This is a genomic window from Affinundibacterium amnicola (assembly GCF_014284275.1).
In the GTDB taxonomy this organism is placed as follows: domain Bacteria; phylum Pseudomonadota; class Gammaproteobacteria; order Burkholderiales; family Burkholderiaceae_D; genus Undibacterium; species Undibacterium amnicola.
Genome location: NZ_JACOFU010000009.1, coordinates 1 through 25,180, shown reverse-complemented (window position 1 = coordinate 25,180; position 25,180 = coordinate 1). Strand labels below are relative to the sequence as shown.

Here is a 25,180-nt window from a genome sequence, read left to right as displayed (position 1 = left end):
ATCCCACGCGTGTAATATCCACTGTTTCTTACAACATCTCAAGAAGCACTCAGTCAGGATTGCTACGCACACATTGAGCTGGAGATAAAAGATGGAAATCAAGCAGCTGATATTGAGAGATCTCTCTACAGATTTGGATCAGCTAGCAGATTTAGCCAGCATAGACCCGCAACTAGTTTTGGTGTTTGGGTACACCGAACATTTCGCCGCCCCTGAACTGCATATGGCACTCGCAAGCTACTTTCCCAACGCGCAGCGAGCTGGTTGCAGCACAGCCGGCGAAATCACCTCGGCCGGCGTTTCAACGCAAACCACCGTCATCACGGCAATACGATTTGCTTCAACCCAGTTCAAAATCGCCACTGCTGAAATCACAGCGATGGAACATTCATTCGATGCTGGCAAAGCATTAGCAACACAATTGCACAGCACTGAATTGCGTGCTTTGCTGGTACTCGGCCAAGGTGTCAATATTAATGGAAGTGCCATGATTGAAGGCATCGTCAGTGAACTTGGCGATTCATTGCCGATCACTGGCGGCCTTGCTGCAGACGATGGTGCTTTCGTCAAAACATATACGCTATCGAATGCCGGTGTTTCAACATCAGCCATCGTCGGAATCGGTTTTTCTGGAGACAAACTTGTGTTCTCTCATGGCAGCTTTGGTGGCTGGAAACCCTTTGGTCCGACCCGCAAAGTAACACGTAGCGCGGGGAATATTTTGTATGAACTTGATGGCGAACCTGCACTAGAAGTGTATCAACGTTACTTGGGCGAGTATGCGAAAGATTTACCTGGATCTGGGCTGTTATTTCCATTTGAAATGCTCAGTGATGCACGCGAATCGCTAGGGCAAATTCGCACCATATTAGGAATCGACGCAACGGCTAGAAGCTTGGTATTAGCCGGAGAAATTAATCCCAATGGCTATTTAAGACTGATGCATGCGCATACTAATGACTTAGTCGATGGCGCAGAAACAGCGGCGCAGGCTAGCATCGCAAATAGAGAACCGGCATATGGGCAGACCTTAGGTCTACTGGTCAGTTGTGTCGGCAGAAAATTAGTGATGGGTGGTCGAGTGGATGAAGAGATTGAAGCAGTGCAGGATATTCTCGGCACTAATGCCACGCTGTGCGGTTTTTATTCCAACGGTGAAATCTGTCCTGGCTATCGACTAGAAAGCTGTAGCTTGCATAACCAAACCATGACGATCACGTATTTAGCGGAGAGTCTGTAATGCGACACAAGCTGTCCCAACGACAACAAAAGCGCTTACTGGGTATTCACGATGAGACACAGTTGAACCGTATTCTCAGCGAATTCGACAATCTATCCGACGACAGCAACTTGAGTGCCGAGGCGATAAAAGCATTAAAGGGAATGCGTCAATTTATGACGCAAGTTGACGAAGCTTACGAACAAGCAGATCGCGATCTGGCGCTCGGCAAACGGAGTCTTGAACTCAGTTCTGACGAATTGATGGCAGCCAATCAAAATTTACGCCATGAATCGGAGCTACGCCAACAGGTCATGCAAACCTTACGTCATACGACTAATGAAGTATTGGCACAGTTAGGCAAGCATTTGGCCGACGACGATAGTCTGGAAAATCTAAGCACACTCTTAGCCGGATTAGTCAGCGAAATCTTGCATACACGCGATGAATTACAAGCGGCTTTAGTGGCGATTGAAAACCAGCAATTTGCGCTCGATCAACATGCGATTGTCAGCATCACCGATGCACAAGGAAACCTGATTTATGCCAATGATAAGTTCTGCCAAATCAGTCAATACACGCGCGAAGAACTATTAGGTCAAAATCACCGTATCGTTAACTCGCGCTTGCATAGTCAAGATTTTTTTGCTGACATGTGGCAAACAATCAGTCAGGGAAAAGTTTGGCATGGCGATATCCGCAATCGTGCCAAAGATGGCAGTATGTATTGGACAAATGCCAGTATCGTGCCATTTTTAGACCTTGAAAAAAAGCCATATCAGTATATTTCTATCCGCACAGACATCACACAAGAGCGCGCGTTAACCGACGAGATCAACACGAGTAAACAGCTTTTGCAAAATGTGATGAACACTTTAGGTGAAGGTGTTTATACCTTAGATGCAGCAGGCAACTGTAATTTTCTTAATTTAGAAGCGGAAAAAATCTTAGGTTGGTCTCTGACAGAACTGCGCGGGAAAAGTCTGCACGACTTGATTCATGCGCGGCATCACAATGGCGACCCCGTGGCGCAAGCTGATTGTCCGATTAACCGTGCGGTTACGCAAGGTCAGGTTTATCGTTCGGATCAAGAATATTTTCAACATCGTTCTGGCAGACTTTTTCCAATTTCAATCGTTGCTTCCCCGATTATAGAGAACGATGAAATTGTCGGATCGGTCGCCGCTTTTCAAGACATTACGGAGCGCTTAGCCGCACAATTTGCATTACGTGAAAGTGAAAACAAGCAGCGCATGATTTTAGATTATGCCGCGGATGCCGTTTTTGTTGCCGACAAAGACGAACGCTGGATTTACGTCAATGATCTGGCACTCAATATGCTCAACTTTAGTCGGGAAGAATTACTAGGAACAAGGATTTATTCGCTGCTGCCCGAACAACATCGTGCATCCGCGAAACAGGTCTTTACCAGCCGCTTAAAAAATGAAAAATTGATTCGTCAAGAAATCCAATTGCTCAAGAAAAATGGTGGCAGCGTTCCCGTCGAAATGAATGCTGCATTATTACCAGATGGCAGCATCTATGGTTCATGTCGCGACATCACCAGCCGCAAGGAAGTAGAAGCTGCATTAATCAAAGCGAAGGTAGGAGCGGAAGACGCTAGCAAAGCAAAGAGTGAATTCTTGGCGACCATGAGCCACGAGATCCGTACGCCCATGAACGGTATTATCGGCATGACGGAACTGGCCTTGGACACACACTTAAATTCACAACAGCGGGAATATCTCGAACTAGTCAAAGTGTCGTCCCATTCTCTGCTAGAAATCATTAATGATATTTTAGATTTTTCAAAAATTGAATCTGGAAAAATTGTTCTAGAAAAAATCGAATTCCCGATTCGAGAATTGATTGCAACCATGCTCAAAGCATCGGCGCTCAGAGCAGATCAAAAGAACATTGAATTGGTATATCAAATCGATCCAGAGCTACCCGAAATTCTGATTGGCGATCCGGGCAAGCTCAGGCAAGTTCTCAGCAACTTGTTAGTCAATGCGATTAAGTTCAGCCACCATGGCACAATCACGATTGATATCAATCTGGTTGAATTACAAGATGAAGTAGCGCGTTTACATTTCAGCGTGACCGATCAGGGTATTGGGATAGAAGCTGACAAGCAGGAGCACATCTTCCAGGCATTTAGTCAGGCGGACGCTTCCACCACGCGCAAATATGGTGGCACTGGATTAGGTCTATCGATTTCATCGCGCTTGGTACAAGCAATGAATGGACAATTGCAAGTGCAAAGCGATATCGGGCGCGGAAGTTGTTTTTATTTTTCTGCCGATTTTGGCTTCAGTCTGGCCAATAGCGCGCCCTTGCAACAGATGCATCTGCAAGGATTAAGTGCATTAATTGTCGATGATAATCTCATCAATCAAAAGTATATTGGCGATACTTTACGCCATTGGCAAATGGATGTGACGGTCGCTAGCAGTGCAGGCGAAGCACTCGACATTTTAGGTCAGCAAGCTCAAACTCAGCGCCAGTTCAGTTTGATTTTACTCGATGCCTGCATGCCAGAAATGGATGGCTTTCGTTTGGCGGAGCAAATACACAAACGACATCTGCTCGGCAACGGAAAAATGTTAATGCTGTCCTCTGCCGCTTTGCACGATGATGCACAACGATGCGAAGCCATCGGCATTGCCGGCTATGTACGCAAACCAATTAGTCAAAGTGAATTGCAAATCGCAATTGATGCGATATTTCAAGGCGTGGCTACTGGCGCGATCCATTACATTAATCTGGTCGCGGAAGATAGCTACCCCGAGCAAACCCAATTACAAGTATTAGTGGCAGAAGATAATCCTATCAATCAGAAACTTGCGATCAGTTTGCTAGAAAAATGGGGGCATATTGCGGACGTTGCCGAGAATGGCAGCATGGCGGTTGAAAAATTTAAATCTCATGCATACGATGTGATTTTGATGGATATGCAAATGCCGGAAATGGGTGGCATTGAGGCAACGCAAATTATCCGCCAGTTGGAAACCGAAGACCAGCATATCCCGATTATTGCAATGACAGCCAACGCGATGCCTGGCGATAAAGAGCGCTGCATTGAAGCTGGAATGGATGATTATTTATCCAAACCGATTAAGTCAGACAATCTGCGAGAACTACTCGAACTACTCGCTGCACATCGTGATATCAATAGCGCGAAAGCACACCCCGATCAGATGCAAAATGAGGACGTACTCGATCATTGGTCGACTTCCGCGCAATCTGAATTTGATTTTAGTGCCGCGCTTTTACAGGGTGATGCGGAAGTCATACAAATTATCACACCACTATTTTTAGCTGGCTGTGACAAACAAATCGATGAAATTCGTCTGGCGATTCAAGATGCAGATGCGGAATTACTCTATCGAAGTGCGCATACATTCAAAGGTTTAGTCGGAAATTTTCGTGCGCAGCCAATCGAAGTTTTGGCGAAGTCCATAGAACAAAAAGGCAAGCAACATGAGTTCTCAGAAGTCGACGCCTTATTTGCTCAGATCATCGTATTGATCGAGCCGCTCAAAGTAGCATTGCGCGACTATCTCACCAAGCATCCGCAATAAGCGACGAACGCAATCGATGATATTGATGGCACCAAGCTTAATCAAAACTCTGTTCTGATGTTCGAAAAAATTTGGAAGGAGTTTGTCCAAACGTCTTTTTGAACATCGCAGAAAAAGCTGATTGGCTCGCATAACCCAGTTCGGCGGCCACCACAGACAGAGGTTTGCCGCTGGCGATCAAAGGCGCCGCGCGTGCCAGTCGCATCTGTTGTCGCCACAAACCAAAACTCATTTGCATTTCTGCTTGAAATAAACGCGCTAAAGTGCGCTCAGAGGCGCCAACTTGTTTCGATAAATCAGACAGGCTCGCATTCAAAGCAGGATCAACAATTAGCAGTTCGCATAGATGACGCAGACGTGTATCACGCGGCATTGGCACATTCAAAGGTAGTGGTGCTGCGTGTGCAAGTTCATCTAATAAACATGCAGCAAGATGCGATTCGCGCTGCGTTCTTCCCGCTCTGATCAACGAAGGATGATCCTGATGATACGATTCACCGGAACCCCATTGATTCAATTCGATTGCGGTCAATGAACGCACTAATTCACGCATTAAGGCGGAAACTTCCAACACCACGCAATCATCGCCAGTTATCGGCGCGACCGATGAATCGACATAAATCGCGCGTAACTGAGCGCGCTCCAGTGTGCGCACCTCATGCTCAATCCTTGGTGGAATCCAAATCGCTCTCAGTGGCGGAACAAACCAGGTTTGTTGATTCGCGTTCACTTGCACTGCGCCATCCAGAGCATAGGTCACTTGTCCCCATGCATGTTGATGCGCCCGCAGTAATTCATCGGCTTCCAAATTACGCGCAACAACCCGCACAGGTCGTGCGATTGTGGGCGACAGACTCGCGGGTGGTGAATCAGTATGGGTAAACGGAACTTGTGACATCGTTAACTTTGGGTTTAGGCTGACTTCGCTTTGAATTCAATTGACAAAGAATTGCTACTCATTTGGCACTCATCTGCTACTCATTTGGCACTCACTTGTCACATAATCGACAAATTATGACTGTTTATCTTAAAACAGACGAGCATTATTTGCTTACACTTTGACCTTACTAAGGATTATTCAACAGGACGTTTCGCTATGAGCAGTATCACCGCAAGCCACAACACCGTACCGGCGCCAAATAGTTTCAAACAAGATGCGCTGGTGATCAGCCTGGTCGGCCTGGCACATGGAATTTCGCACTTTTTTCACATGATTTTGGCACCCTTGTTTCCCTGGTTAAAGGAGGCATTTGGATTATCTTATGCAGAACTAGGCTTATTAATGAGTGCTTTCTTTGTGATCTCTGGCATCGGACAAGCCCTAGCTGGGTTTGTGGTCGATAAAGTTGGCGCACGAGCGGTGCTATTTTTTGGTATTAGTTGTCTTGCACTATCTGCATTCGTGTTAGCGCTCGCCCCCAATTATCTGGTCTTGATGTTGGGCTCGATGCTGGCAGGTTTAGGAAATAGTGTATTTCATCCAGCGGACTACACCATCCTCAACAAATGTGTCACGACCCAAAGACTAAGCCATGCCTTCTCTGTGCATGGCATTAGCGGTAATCTTGGCTGGGCTGCAGCTCCGGTATTTTTAGTCACGCTAGCGAATTTATATAATTGGCGCGTTGCCTTAATGTCTGCGACTATCCTCCCCATCATCGTGTTAGTCATTTTATTTGTGTACCGTGAACTGCTACACACAGATACAAAGCCACAAACAAGCAATACAAATATCGCAGCTGCACATCAGGAAAATGGTTTATTTCATTTCATGCGCTTGCCTGCGGTATGGATGTGCTTCCTGTTTTTCTTCATGATTTCTATGGGCATTGGTGGCATCCAAAGCTTTTCACCGACCGCATTACGCGAAGTGTATGGCATGTCCTTAAGCTGGGCGACGGCTGCGTACACTGCTTATATGTTGACTTCGGCGCTGGGCATGATCTGGGGCGGCTTTATCGCCGCCAAAACCAGCAATCACGACAAAACCATTAGCGTGGCATTCTCCTTTTCTGCGCTGATCGCGATGATACTGGCCACTGGATGGATCTCTGCTGGCATGGCGGTGGTGCTTATGGGTGCGGTTGGGCTCGGTGCCGGCATTGCTGGTCCATCACGCGATCTGTTGATCCGTGCAGCCTCGCCTAAAAACGCAACTGGACGCGTGTATGGGGTTGTATATTCTGGTCTGGATATTGGATTGGCATTTTCACCCGTCTTGTTTGGCGCGATTATGGATGCACACCATCCAAACTGGGTCTTTGCTTGTATCGGCCTATTTCAGCTATGCGCGATTTTTACTGCTGTCGGGGTTGGCACAAATACTCGTAAAAAGATCTAACAAGCGCGACGAATGAGAGTTGTGGAATGCACAAATAACATAAATAGCATGAGTGATTATTAAGATAAATCAAGACAAAAAATTGCTCTCCTAGCGCAATCCAAAACACGAAAGATTTGTTGCTGGTTCGCAATAGTTAAGCGCGATTAGCCCTGCTTAGACTAGAAATGTTTTCTACAAAGCACGGTGCGCATGGTAGGATTTTGCCAGCAGGATCTGAACCCAAGCAATGGAACATTTTTCACTATCGCCAGCGCAGATCCAATAAGACCGCTATTTGCCGTCACATGCCTTGCTTCACGCCAGACCAAAATTTTCTTGGTCAGCGCTAGCCGGGCTTTTTATTTTAGTGGTCAACACCAAAGAACATCAGGAGAACAGTATGTCAGGCTTTTTCAGCCAAATTCACCAAATCGGTGTGAGCAAACGATTAGGCGCATTGGTGTTAAGTGCAATTCTAGGGATCGTCGTTTTCAGTCTTATCGTCTTAAATCATGAAAAGCAAACCCTACTTTCCATGCATCAAGCGAATGTCAAAAATGCGGTGGAGTTAGCCAACACCTTAGTCGAACATTATCAAAAGCAAATGAGCGAAGGCAAAATGAATGAAGCCGACGCGAAACAAGCGGCATTGAATGCAGTAAAAAATTTGCGTTTCGGCGATAGTGGTTATTTGTGGATTAATGATACCCAGCCGCGCATGATCATGCATCCGATTTTGCCGAATATGATAGGACAAGATTTGTCCGACAAAAAAGATAGCAAAGGTAAATTGCTTTATGTCGAAATGCGTGACATCGCCAAAAGCAAAGGCGATGGCTTCTTGAGTTTTATGTGGCCGAAACCAAACAGCACAACGCCAATCGAAAAACTCGCCTATTTCAAACTCAATGCACAATGGTCTTGGATCATCAGCACTGGTGTCTATTTGGATGACGTCGATGCTGCCATTTATCAAAGTGCGATACAGATGCTGATCACTGTCGGCATTTTATCGTTCTTGCTTTTTGCGTTCGGCTTTTTCATTTCGCGCGGCTTAGTAAAACAACTTGGTTGCGAACCGCAATATGCGGTTGACATCACCAGCGCAATTGCAGCTGGCGATTTAACCGTACATATTGCACTCGACACAGAAAACCAATCTAGCCTGCTGTATTCGATATTCACGATGCGTAATAGTTTGCGCGACATTATTCGCGAAGTACGAAAAGGTACAGATGCAATTGCGACTTCATCGACCGAGATCGCTACAGGTAATATGGATTTATCTGCGCGTACAGAAAGTCAATCAAGTTCACTGGAAGAAACTACTGCATCGATGATGACTTTAACGGAAGCGGTGAAATTGAATTCTTCGCATGCACGCAATGCCAATCAAATGGCGGCAGCAGCTTCTAGTGTGGCGGTGAAAGGTGGTAGCGTAGTCAACGAAGTAATTAGCACCATGGGCGTGATCAATACCTCGTCACAAAAAATTGTCGATATCATTTCGGTGATTGATGGCATCGCTTTCCAGACCAATATTCTGGCCTTAAATGCAGCGGTTGAAGCCGCTCGTGCTGGTGAACAAGGACGTGGATTTGCAGTCGTTGCATCTGAAGTGCGTAGCCTTGCGCAACGTTCTGCCAGTGCGGCGAAAGAAATCAAAACCCTGATTGGCGATTCTGTTGACAGCGTAAAACTTGGCACACAATTAGTGGACCAAGCTGGTGAAACGATGAAAGAAATTGTTGAAAGTGTCGATCACGTGACGCAGATAATGGAAGAAATCACCAAAGCTTCCGACGAACAAGCCAGTGGTATTGAGCAAGTCAATGCAGCGATCCGTGAAATGGATGATGCAACTCAACAGAACGCCGCTCTGGTTGAGGAAGCTGCTGCAGCGGCTGCTGCAATGCAAGAGCAAGCTGCGGCTTTGACGCAAGTTGTACACATGTTCAAAATGCGCGGCGACCCCGTGGTCAGCACACATGGAGCGACGATTAAACGCGCACCGCAGCTACATTAGCAAACACAATGACGCAACACTCATGGCTTGAATCGACACCGATTCAAGCCATTTTTTTTGACTCGGCTAAATTTCACTAGCTCTGCGATCATGCCTTGCCTACAATAGCTTTTCCAATAGTAAGTCTGTCGACAATTGAAAGAAAGAACTCGCATGAAAAATTCGCTGCGCTTGATACCATCCTTATCCATTCTGTTAAGTTCATGCATGATTTTGGGTGCGGCAAACAGCCAGACAAATGACGACTGGCGCACACTTGATCCAGCCAATACCTTGATCATTGAATCAAGCAAAGGTCGTATCATTATCGAGATGCGACCAGAAATGGCCGCTAAGGCCGTTGAACGAATCAAGTTACTAACGCGTGAAAAGATTTACGATGGCTTGCAGTTTCATCGTGTGATTCCTAAATTTGTGGCGCAAACAGGCAACCCCAACAACAAAGACGGCGGCGGAACTTCTTACCCTAACTTGCCGCCAGAAATGATATTTCGGCTGAACACTAGCTTGATCGCTACCTTCGCCAGCAAAAGTAGCGATGCTGCTTCGGGATTTTTAGGTAGCGTGCCGTTTCAATCACTGCCCATCAACGAAGCCAATAAAAATAGCCAAACACCCCTGCGTTCTTGGGGTGCTCACTGTTTGGGGAGCGCGGGTATGGGGCGCAATGAAGCACGCGATTCTGCCAATAGTGAACTCTATTTTATGCTCGATGCAACCCGTCGTTTAGATCGTGATTACACAGTATTTGGACGTGTTGTCATTGGTACCGATGTGTTACTCAAGTTGGCACATGGCGAACCTCCTGCACAGCCTGACATCATGAAGTCGGTACGTGTACTTGCAGATCTGCCGGTGGCAGAACGTCCCAAAGTGCGTATTGCGAGCGTACAAGTAATCAATCGCATCATCGAAAAAACACGCCAAGAACGTGGTGCTGATTTTAGTATTTGCGACATCACCATCCCTGCCAAAGTTGAATAGGATCATTGATGAAATTCGCCCTGCAAGCTAAGGACATACTGCGCAACTATGCCAATATTCTTTACCTGTTAATAGGCATCACGACAGGTTGCGTGATTGGTTTTCTGTTTGGGAATCAAGTCGAAAGCATCAAATTTATCGGCGATATTTTTCTCAATCTCTTATTCACCGCGATCATTCCTTTGGTATTTTTTACCATCGCCTCGTCGATTGCGAATCTGCAAAGCAGCGAACGTCTAGGGAAATTATTTGCGATTGTGGCAGCGGTCTTTTTAACTACCGTCATTATTTCGGCGGCAGTGATGATGCTGGTGATGCTGGCGTTTCCTATCGCGCAGGACGATACACTGCGCAACATGGCGGCTCAGGCTGCGCTTGATAATCCAGTTTCCAGTAATTCGAACACTTCCGCAACTGGCCTAGCGCAAGTGCTTACCGTCAACGATTTTTCTGAATTGATGGCACGTAAAAACATGTTGGCATTAATTCTGTTTTCTTTGCTAGTTGGCTTCGCCACTTTACGCGCAGGTGAGAAAGGGAAAGCATTTGCCACGTTTCTCAATTCAGCCAATGAAGTGATGAAGCAATTATTAGCGATCATCATGAAAATCGCTCCACTAGGATTAGGTGCCTATTTCGCGTATCAGGTCGGTGTTTTTGGGCCACAACTTATTGGCGTTTATGCACACCCTTTGGCCTTGTACTACATCACCTGCGCGGCATATTTTTTCATTTTCTTTAGCCTATACGCTTATTTTTCGGCGGGCAAACAAGGTGTCACTGTCTTCTGGAAAAATAATTTAACGCCATCGATGACCGCGATTGGTACTTGCAGCAGTATTGCCACGATCCCAGCAAATTTGCTTGGTGCAGAAAAGATGATGGTGCCCGCGTATATACGCAATATCGTTATTCCACTTGGCGCACCGATTCATAAAGATGGCTCTAGCATGTCATCGATTATCAAGCTAGCAGTGTTGTTTGCAATGTTTGGTAAAGATTTTTCGGCACCAGAAATGCTGTTCGCTATTTTTGGCATTACGGTACTGGTTTCTATCGTTGCGGGAGGTATTCCCAACGGTGGCTATATTGGTGAAGTGTTTGCGATCACCGCATTTGGATTTCCTATGGAACAGGCATTACCCGTCGCGATGGTGATAGGCACGCTGGTTGATCCCATTGCGACTTTGCTCAACGCCAATGGCGACCTGATTGCTTCCATGATGGTGACACGGATTGCCGAAGGTAAGCACTGGTTAAATTCTCGTTTACCATCATGAGAAATCATAAAAAAGCTGTAGTGTCTAAAGCAGAATTAAGCTTAGACGACTACAGCTTTTCGAATTTAAGACAAAATCTGCTACAAACACCTACTCGTAACGCAAGGCATCAATAGGATCGAGCTTCGCTGCTTTACTCGCCGGCATCACACCGAAGACGATCCCCACACCCGCTGAAAACACAAACGATAACAGAACCGCCCACCAGGGCACGACGGCATCAGGAAAATCCGGAATGAGATTCGAAATGCCAAAGCCTAGCGCATAGCCAAGCGCCAAACCAATCAAGCCTCCGAGTACCGACAGGGTGACCGCTTCAATCAAGAATTGCATCATGATGTCACGACTACGCGCGCCGATTGCCTTACAGATACCAATTTCGCGAGTACGTTCGGTCACTGAAACCAGCATGATATTCATAATGCCGATACCACCAACCAACAGCGCAATACCAACGATACCCCCCATGACCAAAGTCACAGTAGCGGTGATGTTATCCAAGCTCTTCGACAATTGATCCGACGATGCAATCTCAAAATCGTCAGGTGCATCTGGATCTAAACGATGCGCTTTACGCATCACGGTTTTAATCCGCGGTTTGACTTCTTCCAGCTTCGAAATATCTTTTAGCGACACCGTCAGCTGCATGTTACGCATGTTTTGATTATTACCAATCAAGCTGCGCCCAGTACGAAATGGGATGATCACATAATCATCTTGCGACATGCCAAACAACTCGCCGCGCTTTTCCATCACGCCAATAATTTTGAACCATTCGTTATTGAACCCAATGTACTGACCAATCGGATTTTCTGGCAGATGCAGAGATTCAATCAGCTTAGGGCCAATCACGGCAACTCGACGCGCACCCGACTCATCCGAAGCGCTCAGGAAGCGCCCCATACTAGCAAAACGTTGTTGTACATCTTGGTAAGTCGGGGTAGTTGCAAACACACGAGCGGAAGTATCGGTGCTACCAAAACGAACCGTCGGTACAGACAACACAAACAAGGGACTGACATCAGCAATTTCATCAATATGCGTGCGAAGATGCTCAATGTCTTCGAAACGCAATGAATTAAACTTGCCCTGCATTGCTTCCTTCATCGTGTTATGCGCAGTGATCGTCAATGAATTGCCACCCAAACCTTCAAACTGTTTGGTCACGCTTTTGGACAAACCCTGAATCAAAGAGATTACGGTGATGACGGATGCAACACCAATAATAATCCCCAACGAAGTGAGGAAACTGCGCATCCGATGTGCACGAATGGAATTGAGCGCTGAACGCACACTCTCAAGTAATAAAAACATCGCTATTCTCCTGACACATTGTGTACATGGTGCACTTGATGGTCGTTACGCACATCACTTAGTACCCGACCATCATGCAATCGAACCACGCGATGACATTGCTCGGCAATTTCAGGCTCATGCGTAACCATCACCACAGTTTGACCTGCACGATGAACTTCTTTGATCAATGCAAGAATTTCCAAGCTGGTGCTTGAATCAAGATTCCCAGTTGGTTCATCAGCTAATAATATCGATGGCTTACCGACTAAGGCACGTGCAATCGCGACGCGTTGCCGCTGTCCGCCAGAAAGCTCATTCGGTCGATGATGCATACGTGAACTCAAACCCACATGATCTAATGCCTCCATCGCCAGTCGATTACGCTCTTTATAACCGATGCCGCGGTAAATCAAAGGCTGAGCCACATTATCCAGCGCAGTGGCACGCGGTAAGAGATGGAAACTTTGGAAAATAAAGCCAATTTCAGCATTACGAACCAAGGCTAATTCATCGCTATCCATCGTCGCCACATCACGCCCATTAAGTTGATACTTACCTGCACTTGGACGATCCAAACAACCAACAATATTCATCATGGTCGATTTGCCGGAACCCGAGGCGCCGATAAACGCGACGAACTCATTGCGATCGATATGGAGATCCACGCCGCGCAAAGCTTGCACAGTCTGATCCCCCATCTGGTAGTTTTTTTCTATACCTGACAAAGTAATCACGGCTTGGTCCCACTTCCATTTGCTGACGCTGATGTTGCAGATGCCGATGCAGATGCGGCATTCACCTTCTGTTCAGCAGGTTTAAGTTCTTGCACCTGATCGCCATCACGCAAAGCGCGCAATACTCTGGCAGGGCCAGTAACAACAACGTCACCCTCGGCTAAACCAGAAATGATTTCCTGATTATTGTCGTCAGCAATACCGACTTTCACTTCTTTCTTACGCGCTATGCCATCTTTGACTGTGAACACCACGCCCAGACTTTTACTCGTTTCTTTGCTGTCCTTGCCTTCTTTATTTTCCAGCTTCATGCTGTCGCCAGTGAGTATCGCCTGGATCGGCAACACTGGTCGCAAGCTGCCACCACCGGTAACAATTTCAACGCGACATGTCATCCCAGTACGAATACCCATTTTCGTTTCTGACAAACGCAATTTCACCACATACGTTTTACCTTGCGATGCGCCAGCCAAATTTGCGCGTGGCGCCATGGATACTTCTTCTACCGTACCAATGACGGGTTGATCATCAAATGCAGCTGGATACACTTTTGATTTCTGGCCAACTTGCACCTTGGCGACGTCGGCCTCATCTACATTCACCTCTGCCATGATGCTAGCAATATCGGCAATCGTCATCAAAGAGGAACCAGCCATCCCAGTTGCACTGGCAACTGCGGTTTCACCAATTTTGATTTGTACCGCCGTCACCGTACCACTGATCGGTGCTTTCACTTCCGTTTTATCCAAACGCTTTAAAGCCTGATCTAAAGATGCGCTGGCTTGCTGCATGCTTTCCCGTGCTGCATGTAAATCAACCTTCGCCACATTCAATTGATGTACTGCGTCTTCATACTTACTGGTATCAATAAATTTTGCTTCTGCCAAGCGACGGCTGCGTTCAACATTCACTTGCTGACGATCGACATTCAATTGCGCTCGCTCAATATTGACTTGCGCACTACGAACAATGGCGCGTTGTTGTGTAACTTCGGCGCGAATCAAGGTAGGATCAAGCCGCAACAAAACTTGTCCCTGCTCGATCTTGTCGCCTTCTTTCACCAACACTTCAGAAACTTTACCAATCACCTCACTCGACAATTGCACCTGCTGACGAAATACAAAATTGCCGGATGCGAGTATTGATGGCTGAATTTCTTTCTTACTGACCTTGGTCATTTCCACTTCTAACTTCGGTTTACCACCAGAAAACTTCATGACTACCGGAACAATGATGATCGCCGCGACAACAGCGATTCCTAGAATTTTACTTTTTTTCATTTCACGACCGATCATTTAAAAAACATCAATTTAGCAATCCAAATTCCGTAAATCACCACGTAAGGCAAAGCCGTCGCGATCGCACAACTGGCAACGCTACGACCAGTCCAGACACGAAGACCAACATAGCTCAAAAATGCAGTCCAGAACGTTGTTAAGCTCAGATTATTCATCAAGCCTGCCCATGCATGATCACTTGGTAAGTTCGTCAACAAGAAATTCAACGACAACATATTTAAGCTTTCCATCGCCACTTGACCTTTGCCTGTCACAATCTGCAATGCCATCAAAGGCACGCCAATTAAGGTCGGCACACTTGCCCAGATAGAAAATCCAAACCATTTACCATAGGTGATTGCGCTACCCATTATTTTTGAAGCAATCAAGTAATACAAGGCGTACAGCGCAAATACAATTGGTGTCCCAATCAAAACACCACCCAAGGTGGTCCACATCATACTGTCTTTGGTCATCATCTTTGCCATCGCCTGTTTTTGCTCGGCATTTAAATCCTGATTCGCGCTCATGGTGTGTTCAAGCAACCAAGAGAAATCGACCGTCGCAAAATACCAGTAAAACAAAGCCAAAGTCGATCCCAACATCAAGGCCAAAGGTAACCATGGCTTGGAATTGTCTTTCAGCGATTCAAAAGCTGACTTGGGTTCAAAGAAGATTTTTACCAACACAGACATTGCGTTTAAAGACATACGATTTCCTTTTCTTTTTTTGGTTAAGATCAAGCTCAGGAATCCATCTGAAATACTGAGCAATTCACATTTGAATCATTTGGGAAATAGACAATCAGAATCAACATCATATTCCCTACTTATCTAAATTACATAATTTTTCTTTTTGCTGACACAAGCTTGTGACGACTTGCAACCGCGAAGCAATCGACAAAGACAGTGTAATAAGCATTAAGCAACGATGGTCAGCCATGCGATAAACGACGACTTATTGATGATGAATGCCCATCATTCGTGATGGAATTTTGAGTTTTACTGGCAGGCAGAACTTTGCTCTGTATGAACAATCACTTTGGACAAAAAAAATGCGCCCAAAGGCGCATTTCTTATCTTCACTCAAAATCCATCAGATGTCAGACTTTTTCCGATACTACTCTTGATCCAGATTCAGCTTAATTACGGCATTAGTAGGCGTAGCACAAGGTTCTTCGTCAAATGCAATATCGCCATTTGGCATCGCCTCACCGGTCAAAGCCAAATCGCGGAAATTAAACAAATCTTTATCCATTAGATGGGAGGGAACCACTGTCGACAGTGCGGAGAAAATATTATCCACACGGCCAGGATGTTGTTTATCCCAATCACGCATCAATTGCTTGACATGCTTGCGTTGCAGATTTTCCTGCGAGCCACACAGATTGCACGGGATGATAGGAAACTGCTTTACCGCAGCATAGCGTTCGGTATCACTTTCTTTAACGTAAGCAAGTGGACGGATCACAATATGTTTGCCGTCATCCGACTGCAATTTGGCTGGCATACCTTTTAGCTTACCGCCAAAAAACATATTCAGGAAAAACGTCTCCATGATGTCATCGCGATGATGACCTAGAGCGATCTTGGTTGCGCCAAGCTCGTCCGCAACCCTATATAAGATTCCGCGACGCAGGCGTGAGCACAGAGAACAAGTGGTTTTTCCTTCTGGTACCAGACGCTTAACGATGCTGTACGTATCCTGATTCTCGATATGATACGGAATACCCAACTTGTCCAAATAAGCAGGCAGCACCTCTTCAGGAAAGCCTGGCTGTTTTTGATCTAGGTTCACCGCCACGATATCGAAATGAATCGGCGCGCGTTCACGCAAGGTCATCAAAATATCGAGTAAAGCATAACTGTCTTTGCCGCCAGACAGGCACACCATCACTTTGTCACCATCTTCGATCATATTAAAATCGCCAATCGCTTGGCCGACTAAACGACATAAGCGTTTGTGTAATTTATTATTCTCGTAAGCGATTTTTTCTGGTGACCTAGTCGCTGCCGTTTGCGATGGATTGACTGGGTTTGGCATAGAGATGACTTGCATATTTCGACTCACACTTCCGATTTAATTTGAAACACTTCCACACCGACGCCTTCGCAATCAGGATACACGTCTGGCTTCATGGTTGACACGCGCACCGCGCGTACTCGAGGATGCGCCAACATGATTTTTGCGACATCGTCGCATAAAGTTTCTTGCAAATGCACATGGCCTTGCGCCACACGCGCAGCAATCGTGCCACGCATAAAGTCATAATCAACCACTTCATCGAGCTGATCATCTTTTGGCGTTGATAATGCCAAAGGAATATACAGATCAACATTGATCATGACTCTTTGTTCACCCTTCTTTTCAAATTCATGTACACCGATATTGATAGACACTTCGTAGTTACGCAAAAACAGGCGACGACAATCGGCAAGTTGTGGATGATGGAGTATGGATAACATAAAGAGTCACTTATAAAACTGGTAAATTAAAATAATAAAAAATCGCGATTAGAGACCTGAATTAAGGATCCGAATTAACGATCTGGATTAACTATCTGAATTAGCCTTCGCTAAAAACATCACATCGCGCTGTGTAGGAATCAAATGCTGACCACCATCAACCAAAATTGTGGTGCCAGTGATTGCCCGTGCTGCTGCCACATAACACACCGCTTCAGCGATATCCTCTGGCGTACTGGAGCGCCCAAGCGGCGTCACTTTGTGCGCGGCGAGGAAATCCGTTTCGCTTTGATCGCCTGACACCATCGACAATCCAGGTGCAATGCCAACCACTCTGAGCTTAGGCGCTAAGGCCTGAGCCAAGGTCGTGGTCGCAGTCTGTAATGCTGCTTTTGACAAAGTATAAGATAAATAATCTGGATTCAAATTAAACAATTTCTGATCAAGAATATTAATCACCGAAGCAATCCCCGCTGGAGCATCATCCGGCAGCGATGCGTGCATTGCTTGCGCCAACATAATGGGTGCCATTAAATTCGCATGCATATGTTTATCCAAACAAACTTGCGAGAAATCATTCACGCTATCGGCCTCAAATAGCGATGCATTATTCACGACACAATCGAGACGTCCCAACTGGTTTAACACTTGCGGTACGATTTTCTTGACTTGATCAACACTCCTTAAATCTGCCTGCACCGCGATTGCACGGCGCCCCAACTGAGCAATCTCTGCTACCACTTGCGCTGCATCTTCAGCAGATTGGTGATAATGCACCACGATATCCCAACCGCGCTGTGCCAACTTCAATGCGATGTGGCGACCAATGCGCTTAGCCGCCCCGGTGATTAGCACGACTGGCACTGATGAAACCTGCTGCGAATTCATAGTCTTCAATCTTCCCTGAGCTACACTCAGATTCTTTCAGATACGCTGATCTGTAAGGACAAATACATGGCGCACTGGCACCATATCAGCTTTTCTTAAATTGTTTGATATAGCAATAAGCGAAAATGTTTTCACTTATTGACCGGAACTGTCCCGCTTTTTAATACAATGCTGGTATGCAGAAACTAAATCCCACCCCTAATCATCAACTGAGCCTACCTATTCCGTCTGACGATGCACAACTGGTATCGCGACAACTTGAAACGCTGATACATGCAGAAATCGCCGCTTGCCATGGCGTCATTCCGTTTTCACGTTACATGGAAATGGCACTTTACACACCACGCTTAGGTTACTACAGCGGTGGTTCGGTCAAACTCGGTGCTGATGGTGATTTCACTACCGCACCAGAAATGAGTTCTCTGTTTGGTGCGACCTTAGCACAAGTCGCACAGCAGTTATTCACACAAAGCGCTCCTGAAATCATGGAGTTTGGAGCAGGGTCTGGCAAGCTAGCATTCGATATTTTGTCGGAATGCCAGCAATCTCAAATTCCGCTAAGACGCTATTTTATCGTGGAATTGTCCGGCGAACTCAGAGCCAGACAGGAAGAACGTCTAAAAGATTTTCCTCAGGTCGTTTGGCTATCGAAAATGCCCACCGCTTTTTCCGGAATCGTTATAGGAAACGAAGTACTTGATGCGATGCCAGTTGAGCTGGTCTGTAAGTCAGAACAGGGCTGGACACGCTTGGGAGTCAGTAGTGAAATGTCATCGACAGCGTCAATTTCTGGCTTTAAATTAGTCAGCATGGACGAAGCGACTGATCAACACGTCGCATTGCTTACGCAGATTCCAGACGCCGCAGCATTACCAAATGGATACCTTACCGAAGTACATCCAATTGAAATTGGCTTTATGCGAAGTATCGCCACGATGTTGATGGCAGGACATGCAGAATCGGGGCAAGGTGGTGTCGCTATTTGGCTGGACTATGGATTTCCGGCACACGAATACTACTTGCCACAACGTGATCAAGGTACCTTGATGTGCCACTATCGGCATCACGCCCATCCTGATCCTTTTTATTTACCAGGGCTGCAAGATATCACCGCCCACGTCGATTTCACCGCCGTCGCAATCGCTGGGGTGGAAGCGGGTCTTGATTTATTAAGCTACACCAGCCAAGCGGGATTTTTACTCGGAGGGGGCATCACGGAAGTTTTGGCCCGGATTCCTGCGGAAGACAGTCGTCGTTATTTACCAGCCAGTAATGCAGTACAAAAATTATTGTCTCCTGCTGAAATGGGAGAATTATTCAAAGTATTAATTCTGGGCACTGGAGTCGCGCTACCCGAAGCTTTACTGCAGCATGATCGCAGCCATCGCCTTTAAACTAAGCATTAACATCACTACGACCGTGCGCATGCAGAACGAAACACAGCATCCGCTATAACAGGTAAAGTGATTGAGTTATTTACATCAAAGGACAACACATGATTCGCTGGGTATTGGTGATATTTATTGGATTGGTGTTATTTGCCAATTTGCTGCCCTGGTTGCAGAAATTAGGCATAGGCAAACTCCCTGGCGACCTGCGTTTAAAACTATTTGGTAAGATTTTTACTATTCCTTTTGCCTCGACGATTTTGCTCTCGCTAGTCATTTTGCTGGTTGCAAAATTTCTCAAATGAAATATAGCGTCGCATTCCAGCGACGTTGTATGAAATGTCTTGAAAAAAATTGCTATACAGCTACATTATAAAGACCTAATCGGTTAAAGTTTTAGCACACGCTGGTCGTCATCTAAACAGTACAGATTTAATGTGTCGTTTTATATGATGTTTTGCCAAAACAATTAAAACAGGCAAACTCCTTCATCATCAAAGGTTTTCATGAGCAATCTAGGGGAAATTCGCGCACTGCTAGTTGAACCACATTCTGGTATGCGTGTCAGCTTGCACAATATGCTGAACTTATGCGGCATCACCAAGATCGATCACGGCATTTCTGCGGGTACCGCAATCCGTGCAATTCAATCAAAAGTATTTGATCTTATCTTGTGCGAATACGATTTAGGTGTCGGACAAGATGGACAACAGTTGTTAGAAGACGTTCGTCATCATAAGCTGACCCCACTATCAACGATCTTCATCATGGTGACAGCAGAACGTGCTTACGCCAAAGTGGTGAGCGCTGCCGAACTCGCACCTTCCGATTATTTGCTCAAACCTTTCACGGCAGATGCTTTACTAGAAAGAGTGCTTAAGGCGATTGAAAAGCGCAAAGCTTTCATGGAAGTCTTCAATTTAATGGATCAGGGTTTTGTTCGAGAAGCGCTTGAAGCTTGCGTTGAGGGTGAACAAGCTTATCCCAGATACCTCGTTGATTTTATGCGCCTGCGTGCAGAACTGCACGTCATCTTAGGTGAGGCGAATGAAGCCGAAGAACTGTATGTCAAGCTATACGAAATGAAGACAGTTGCTTGGGCAAAATTAGGTCTGGCCAAAACTTTATACATGCAAGGACGTTACCAAGAAGCAGAGGAAATTCTCACAAGTCTGGTAGCGGAAAATAATAAGTATATGGATGCTTATGACTGGCTTTCCAAAACACACGAGGCAATTGGCGCGCTACCAGAAGCAAAATCGGTACTCGATACTGCTGTCGTGGTGTCACCGCATGCAGTGCGCCGTTTGCGTAAATTGGGTTCGCTGGCACTTGAAACTGGCGATATAGAAACCGCAGAAAACGTTCTCAAAAAAGTCGTCAGCAAAGCGAAATATTCCGAATTTCGCGATCCCGAAGATCATGTCAAACTAGTCAATGCACTGGTAAAAAAAGGCGATCACAATCAGGCAAAATCTGTTATCCGCGACTTAGAAAAAAGCATGTCTGGAATCAAGAAGACCGAGGCTTGTCGTGCGATATCAGCAGCGATGTTACATGCCTCAACGGGGGATTCTGCTAAATTAACAGAAGAACTTGATGCCGCCGTGTTAGCTAACCGTGACGAAATTGGATTATCCAATGATTTGAAGCTGGGATTAGCTAAGAGCTGTCTCGAAAACAATAACGAAGAGGCAGCTTCTGAAGTCATCATGGAAGTCATGCGTAACGCGCCAAATCAACAGATGGTCACGCGCGCTCTGGGTGTATTTGAAAGTGCGGGCAAAGGTCATATTGGACAAGAACTCGTTCAAAGAAGTCAGAAGGAAGTAAAAGATCTAGTCGCGCTCGGTGTTCAAAAAGCAAAAGAGGGCGACTTCCGAGGTTCAGTTGAACTCATGTCCAGTGCCGCTAAGAAATCACCAGACAACCCACAAGTGGTTCTCAATGCTGCACTTGCTGCACTCAAGTGTATTGAAAATTTAGGTTGGGATCCTGCGACTGGTGGCTTGGCAAAACAACTGATTGAATCAGCCGCGCGTTTAGATCCTATGAACAGCCGGTTAAAAGCCATCCGATCGTTATATGGGGAACTACAAAAGCGATATGGAATTGATGCGGTTCGTACAAAAATAACATAAAGTTTCTGTGACTATTTCATCCAACACCAACAGCAGTGTTCGCGAGCGTTTACTCGACAAAATTCGTAGTGACAAAAACTTGCCTACACTGGGCGTCACAATCAGCAAAGTCATTCAGATTACTTCGTCGGGAGAAGACTCTGTTTCTGAATTAGCTCACTTCATTCTGTCAGACGTCGCCCTCACACAAAAAATATTACACTTATCGAATACGATTGCTTACCGAACACCCGGAGGCGTGTCAGTAACCACTATTTCGCGTGCCATTTTTTTACTCGGCTTCGATACCATTAAAGCCAGCGCGATGGCGACTTTACTGGTGGATGGATTCAAAGATCACAAACAAGCGCAATCTGTCCGAAAGGAGCTAGTGCAAGCTTTGTGTGCCAGTGTGGCGGCGCGTGAAATTGCAAGGCGAAATCGCCATCCCAAAAGTGAGGAAGCCGCCGTTGCAGCATTGTTTAAAAATATTGGACGGATCTTAGTGGCGGCTTTTGACCATCCGCTATATGACAAAATTCTCAACTTAAGCTCATCTGATCCCGTACAAACAAATGAAATTTGCAATCAATTATTAGGGTGCAGTTTTGAACGCTTCGGTCAGAGCGTTTTATACGATTGGAAAATTCCAGACAGTATCATCTTCGCATTACAGCCAATTTACGGCCACGCTAAAAAGACCCTACAAGATTCTGAATGGATTAAGCAAGTCGCCACTTTTAGTGAAGAGCTGGCAATAGTGATGGTACAAAGTACGCCTGGTGAAATATCGATAGAACAAGGTTGTGAACAACTGGTAAAACGCTTTGGTAGTGCATTAGATTTTAATGCAACTCAGCTCGAAGAAGTTTTCAAAAATGTCGATAAGGAAGCACGTCAACTAGCGATTACTTTAGAGGTTCCACTGGCAACATTGAATCATGTCGCAAACGCTCCGGTAGTGCGTGACAGCGATTTTTGTAATGAATTTATGCTGCCTGCATTTGATGCGCAACAATTACAATCGGTTACCCGACATCCAAGTGGAAAACCAAGTAATGCACGCGATCTTTTGCTCGCTGGTGTCCAAGATGCCACGCAAATGTTGGCATCAAAACAGCTGAAATTGAATGATCTGGTGCTGCTTGTGCTGGAAACTTTATATGGCGCGATGGGATTCCGTTTTGCGACCGCCTGCTTACGGGACTTACAACAGGGAAAATACACTGCTCGCATTTCTGTTGGTGAAAAGTATATTGAGCGACAGAAGGAGTTTCAATTTCCCGTGGAAACTGAAAACTCCATCTTTCATGTAGCAATGAACAATAATGTAGACTTGATGATTGAAGATGCTTTGAATCCAAAAATTCAAGCTATCTTGCCTGGCTGGCATAAACGTTTGTTGCCCGATGCTCGCAGCTTTATTATTTTGCCTCTAGTCATAGAAAATAAACCGCTAGGCTTATTTTATGCGGATCGCTGCTTACCAGCAAATGAAGGAGTTCCACCAGATGAAACCGCACTCATCAAAACCTTAAAAGGCCAGTTAATGAGTGCGATGATGAAGCGTTAGGATAATCACTGCAAGGGAATTCCCTGCTTCTTCGCCAAGGCATCAATGTCCTGCCAAATTGTTAGCTGGTTTAACAATCTGCTTGCGGGATCTATCATGCTATTAAAATTGAAAAATCGTTCAAGTGAATTCGCATCAAAAGGCAAGTTTTGCGAAAAATTGATTGTTCCATATTGCTTCTTAAACGCCATTAGCAAGTCGGCTGGTGCATCTTTGTGCCAAACCTGCATCATGCCACCGACCATCAAGGAACTATCAATCGTTTGCTCTAATACGCGTGGACTTTTACTACTCTCGACATCGCGATAATCAAGTAATCGGGGGAAGTAAAATTTTTTAATCCAGTGCGCCGGAATGCCACCTTTACGCATCAGCACAACACTGCGCCAATGCTTCCAACATTTTTCACCTTTATCTGTTGATTCAAAATGTGTATCTGCAAATACTTCACAATCTTCATCTAGCGTAATTTCCAAGACCACAGGTAAACCGATCTGAATGGAGATAGTTTCCAAACCTTCCATAACCGGTTTTTGCCCTCGCATGTCTTGCAGCTGCTGTACGAAGTTCTCCATCACATTACTATGCTCTGCGTAAATCACAGCGGTCGCCTGGCAGAATTGCGCAGCTGCTGAGAAATATGCCATCAGCTCGCCAATGTAAATCCCCTCTTGACTTTCAAATGTCGATGAAGACTCTTGGCTTTGCAAGCCAACACGTGGCATGTTCTTGGGTATTCCTTGATTAAAAAAAGAATACAGATCTCGCGACAGAGATCCAACTTTGACAACGGTTCCTTTTGGCAAAACATATGCGCTCATAAGTACTTTCTATCCTGAAATACAGGCCTAAAACAATTAGGCAAAAAATTATACGAACTTCTCGATAAACCATAGCAGCAATTGCTCACATGCCACTTAAATTCAGCAAAACCAAAACACCCAAAATTGCAAACACTGCTGAAGCTAGCCATCTGACATAGTGAAATGGGAAATTGGGTGAAGCCACTTTACCTAAAAATACCGCAGGAACATCCGCTATCAGCATGCCTAAAGTGGTTCCTGCAATAACCATGCTTAACTCACTATATTTTGCGGCTAAAGCCACTGTGGCTAGTTGCGTTTTATCACCAATTTCAGCAAAGAAAAAGCTGATGAAAGTCAGCATAAATACCCCAAACCGACCTTCATTCAACGTACCATCATCGATCTCATCCGGCTTTAAGGTCCATATCGCAATAGCAAGAAATGAAAGACCTAGTGCCCAGCGCAAAATATCTGCAGAGATATGGCTAACGACCCACTGACCAATTAGCCCAGCAAGGGTGTGATTTGCTAGAGTGGCGAGCAAAATGCCTAAAATGATCGGCACTGGTTTACGGTATCGCGCGGCGAGTAACAGCGCCAACAATTGCGTCTTATCACCAATTTCACCGATACTGACTGCAAATGTGGATACGAAAAATGCTTCCATGATACCAAGAGAGATAAATGAGAGTGAAAGAGATCCCGACTATTTTTAGTTTTCAACTTAACTATTATTGAAAAACAAAATTTACGAAAAATCTGTTAGGTGGAGACAGAAATCAAGTTTCTTTAAATCAACGCGTCACAAGTAAATCGGTGCAACATTTAATGCTTTGTGTTCGTTCAGTTTGAAGTGAATAATCAATGCTAAGGGGTGCATTATACCGTAGCGAATAGCTTCTCTTTGTCAGCTTACTGATACTGAATTATCCAATCGCTGAATGATGAACATATTCGCTAGATGTCAGTAGAAAAATAGCAGGATAAGTGATTTAAGCGTGATTCTCTCTTGTCTTGCTTGAGGATTGACAAGCAAATCTAAACAGATCTGGCTGAGGTGCACAGTGGGGAATGAAGTGTAGAAGGAGTAAAAAAAGCAAAAGCCCCTGATTCGATTTGAATCAGGGGCGATGCGGAATAAGAGCCTGACGATGACCTACTTTCACACTGGTTGCAGCACTATCATCGGCGCAAAGTCGTTTCACGGTCCTGTTCGG

20 protein-coding genes are annotated in these 25,180 nt (G+C 45.5%); 10 read left to right on the top strand and 10 right to left on the bottom strand.

The genetic code is table 11. The annotated features are described in order from the left end of the window. The first annotated feature begins 91 nt into the window (after positions 1 to 91). Positions 92 to 1,240 (top strand): FIST signal transduction protein, encoded by a 1,149-nt coding sequence (locus H8K33_RS17200; protein WP_186892303.1) that lies wholly within the window; start codon positions 92 to 94, stop codon positions 1,238 to 1,240. Next, positions 1,240 to 4,803 (top strand): PAS domain S-box protein, encoded by a 3,564-nt coding sequence (locus H8K33_RS17195; RefSeq protein ID WP_186892302.1) that lies wholly within the window; start codon positions 1,240 to 1,242, stop codon positions 4,801 to 4,803. Before H8K33_RS17200 ends, H8K33_RS17195 begins: the two co-directional genes overlap by 1 nt. A 37-nt stretch (positions 4,804 to 4,840) precedes the next feature. On the opposite strand, the gene H8K33_RS17190 is transcribed toward H8K33_RS17195, so the two are convergent. Continuing rightward, positions 4,841 to 5,701 carry an AraC family transcriptional regulator gene (locus H8K33_RS17190; protein WP_186892301.1) on the bottom strand — a complete coding sequence of 287 codons (861 nt, stop codon included), beginning with the start codon at positions 5,699 to 5,701 and terminating at the stop codon, positions 4,841 to 4,843. A gap of 198 nt (positions 5,702 to 5,899) precedes the next feature. On the opposite strand from H8K33_RS17190, the gene H8K33_RS17185 reads away from it, so the two are divergent. From H8K33_RS17185 to H8K33_RS17170, 4 genes are all read left to right on the top strand, one after another. Then, entirely contained in the window at positions 5,900 to 7,144 is a 1,245-nt protein-coding gene (locus H8K33_RS17185) for an MFS transporter (protein ID WP_186892300.1), read from the top strand. A 382-nt stretch (positions 7,145 to 7,526) separates the two neighbouring features. Beyond that, the gene (locus H8K33_RS20125) at positions 7,527 to 9,152 is read left to right on the top strand and encodes a methyl-accepting chemotaxis protein (protein ID WP_186892299.1); all 1,626 of its coding nucleotides are present in this window, start codon (positions 7,527 to 7,529) and stop codon (positions 9,150 to 9,152) included. Positions 9,153 to 9,305: 153 nt separating this feature from the next. Next, a complete protein-coding gene (locus tag H8K33_RS17175) occupies positions 9,306 to 10,136 on the top strand; it encodes a peptidylprolyl isomerase (protein WP_186892298.1) in 831 nt (276 codons plus the stop codon). Positions 10,137 to 10,144: 8 nt separating this feature from the next. Next, complete coding sequence (locus H8K33_RS17170; RefSeq protein WP_186892297.1) at positions 10,145 to 11,416, top strand: dicarboxylate/amino acid:cation symporter; 1,272 nt, start codon at positions 10,145 to 10,147, stop codon at positions 11,414 to 11,416. 90 nt (positions 11,417 to 11,506) lie between these two features. Here the strand turns inward: H8K33_RS17170 and H8K33_RS17165 are convergent, their stop codons facing one another. The 7 genes from H8K33_RS17165 to H8K33_RS17135 form a co-directional block, all read right to left on the bottom strand. Then, positions 11,507 to 12,730 carry an ABC transporter permease gene (locus H8K33_RS17165; protein ID WP_186892296.1) on the bottom strand — a complete coding sequence of 408 codons (1,224 nt, stop codon included), beginning with the start codon at positions 12,728 to 12,730 and terminating at the stop codon, positions 11,507 to 11,509. 2 nt (positions 12,731 to 12,732) lie between these two features. Beyond that, the gene (locus H8K33_RS17160; protein ID WP_186892295.1) at positions 12,733 to 13,446 is read right to left on the bottom strand and encodes an ATP-binding cassette domain-containing protein; all 714 of its coding nucleotides are present in this window, start codon (positions 13,444 to 13,446) and stop codon (positions 12,733 to 12,735) included. Next, entirely contained in the window at positions 13,443 to 14,726 is a 1,284-nt protein-coding gene (locus H8K33_RS17155; protein WP_186892294.1) for an efflux RND transporter periplasmic adaptor subunit, read from the bottom strand. Before H8K33_RS17155 ends, H8K33_RS17160 begins: the two co-directional genes overlap by 4 nt. 11 nt (positions 14,727 to 14,737) lie before the next feature. Continuing rightward, positions 14,738 to 15,433: a YIP1 family protein gene (locus H8K33_RS17150; protein WP_186892293.1), complete on the bottom strand. Its 696-nt coding sequence runs from the start codon at positions 15,431 to 15,433 to the stop codon at positions 14,738 to 14,740. 409 nt (positions 15,434 to 15,842) lie between these two features. Further along, on the bottom strand, positions 15,843 to 16,766 hold the full coding sequence (ttcA, locus tag H8K33_RS17145) for a tRNA 2-thiocytidine(32) synthetase TtcA (RefSeq protein WP_246443706.1): 924 nt from the start codon (positions 16,764 to 16,766) through the stop codon (positions 15,843 to 15,845). 23 nt (positions 16,767 to 16,789) lie between these two features. Then, entirely contained in the window at positions 16,790 to 17,188 is a 399-nt protein-coding gene (locus H8K33_RS17140; RefSeq protein ID WP_186892291.1) for a dihydroneopterin aldolase, read from the bottom strand. Between the two features lie 87 nt (positions 17,189 to 17,275). Further along, positions 17,276 to 18,076, bottom strand: a complete 801-nt coding sequence (locus H8K33_RS17135) for an SDR family oxidoreductase (protein ID WP_186892290.1) — start codon at positions 18,074 to 18,076, stop codon at positions 17,276 to 17,278. A 176-nt stretch (positions 18,077 to 18,252) separates the two neighbouring features. Here H8K33_RS17135 and H8K33_RS17130 point away from each other — a divergent pair, with 176 nt between their 5' ends. The 4 genes from H8K33_RS17130 (at position 18,253) to H8K33_RS17115 (ending at position 23,157) form a co-directional block, all read left to right on the top strand. Then, a complete protein-coding gene (locus H8K33_RS17130) occupies positions 18,253 to 19,470 on the top strand; it encodes a class I SAM-dependent methyltransferase (RefSeq protein WP_186892289.1) in 1,218 nt (405 codons plus the stop codon). A 101-nt stretch (positions 19,471 to 19,571) separates the two neighbouring features. Beyond that, a complete protein-coding gene (locus H8K33_RS17125) occupies positions 19,572 to 19,769 on the top strand; it encodes a DUF2905 family protein (protein WP_186892288.1) in 198 nt (65 codons plus the stop codon). 201 nt (positions 19,770 to 19,970) lie between these two features. Further along, a complete protein-coding gene (locus H8K33_RS17120) occupies positions 19,971 to 21,605 on the top strand; it encodes a tetratricopeptide repeat-containing response regulator (protein WP_186892287.1) in 1,635 nt (544 codons plus the stop codon). Between the two features lie 7 nt (positions 21,606 to 21,612). Next, the gene (locus H8K33_RS17115) at positions 21,613 to 23,157 is read left to right on the top strand and encodes an HDOD domain-containing protein (RefSeq protein WP_315484090.1); all 1,545 of its coding nucleotides are present in this window, start codon (positions 21,613 to 21,615) and stop codon (positions 23,155 to 23,157) included. Positions 23,158 to 23,162: 5 nt separating this feature from the next. Here the strand turns inward: H8K33_RS17115 and H8K33_RS17110 are convergent, their stop codons facing one another. Beyond that, on the bottom strand, positions 23,163 to 23,978 hold the full coding sequence (locus tag H8K33_RS17110; RefSeq protein WP_186892286.1) for a hypothetical protein: 816 nt from the start codon (positions 23,976 to 23,978) through the stop codon (positions 23,163 to 23,165). A gap of 85 nt (positions 23,979 to 24,063) precedes the next feature. Next, positions 24,064 to 24,630: a TMEM165/GDT1 family protein gene (locus tag H8K33_RS17105; RefSeq protein WP_186892285.1), complete on the bottom strand. Its 567-nt coding sequence runs from the start codon at positions 24,628 to 24,630 to the stop codon at positions 24,064 to 24,066. Between the last annotated feature and the right edge of the window lie 550 nt (positions 24,631 to 25,180).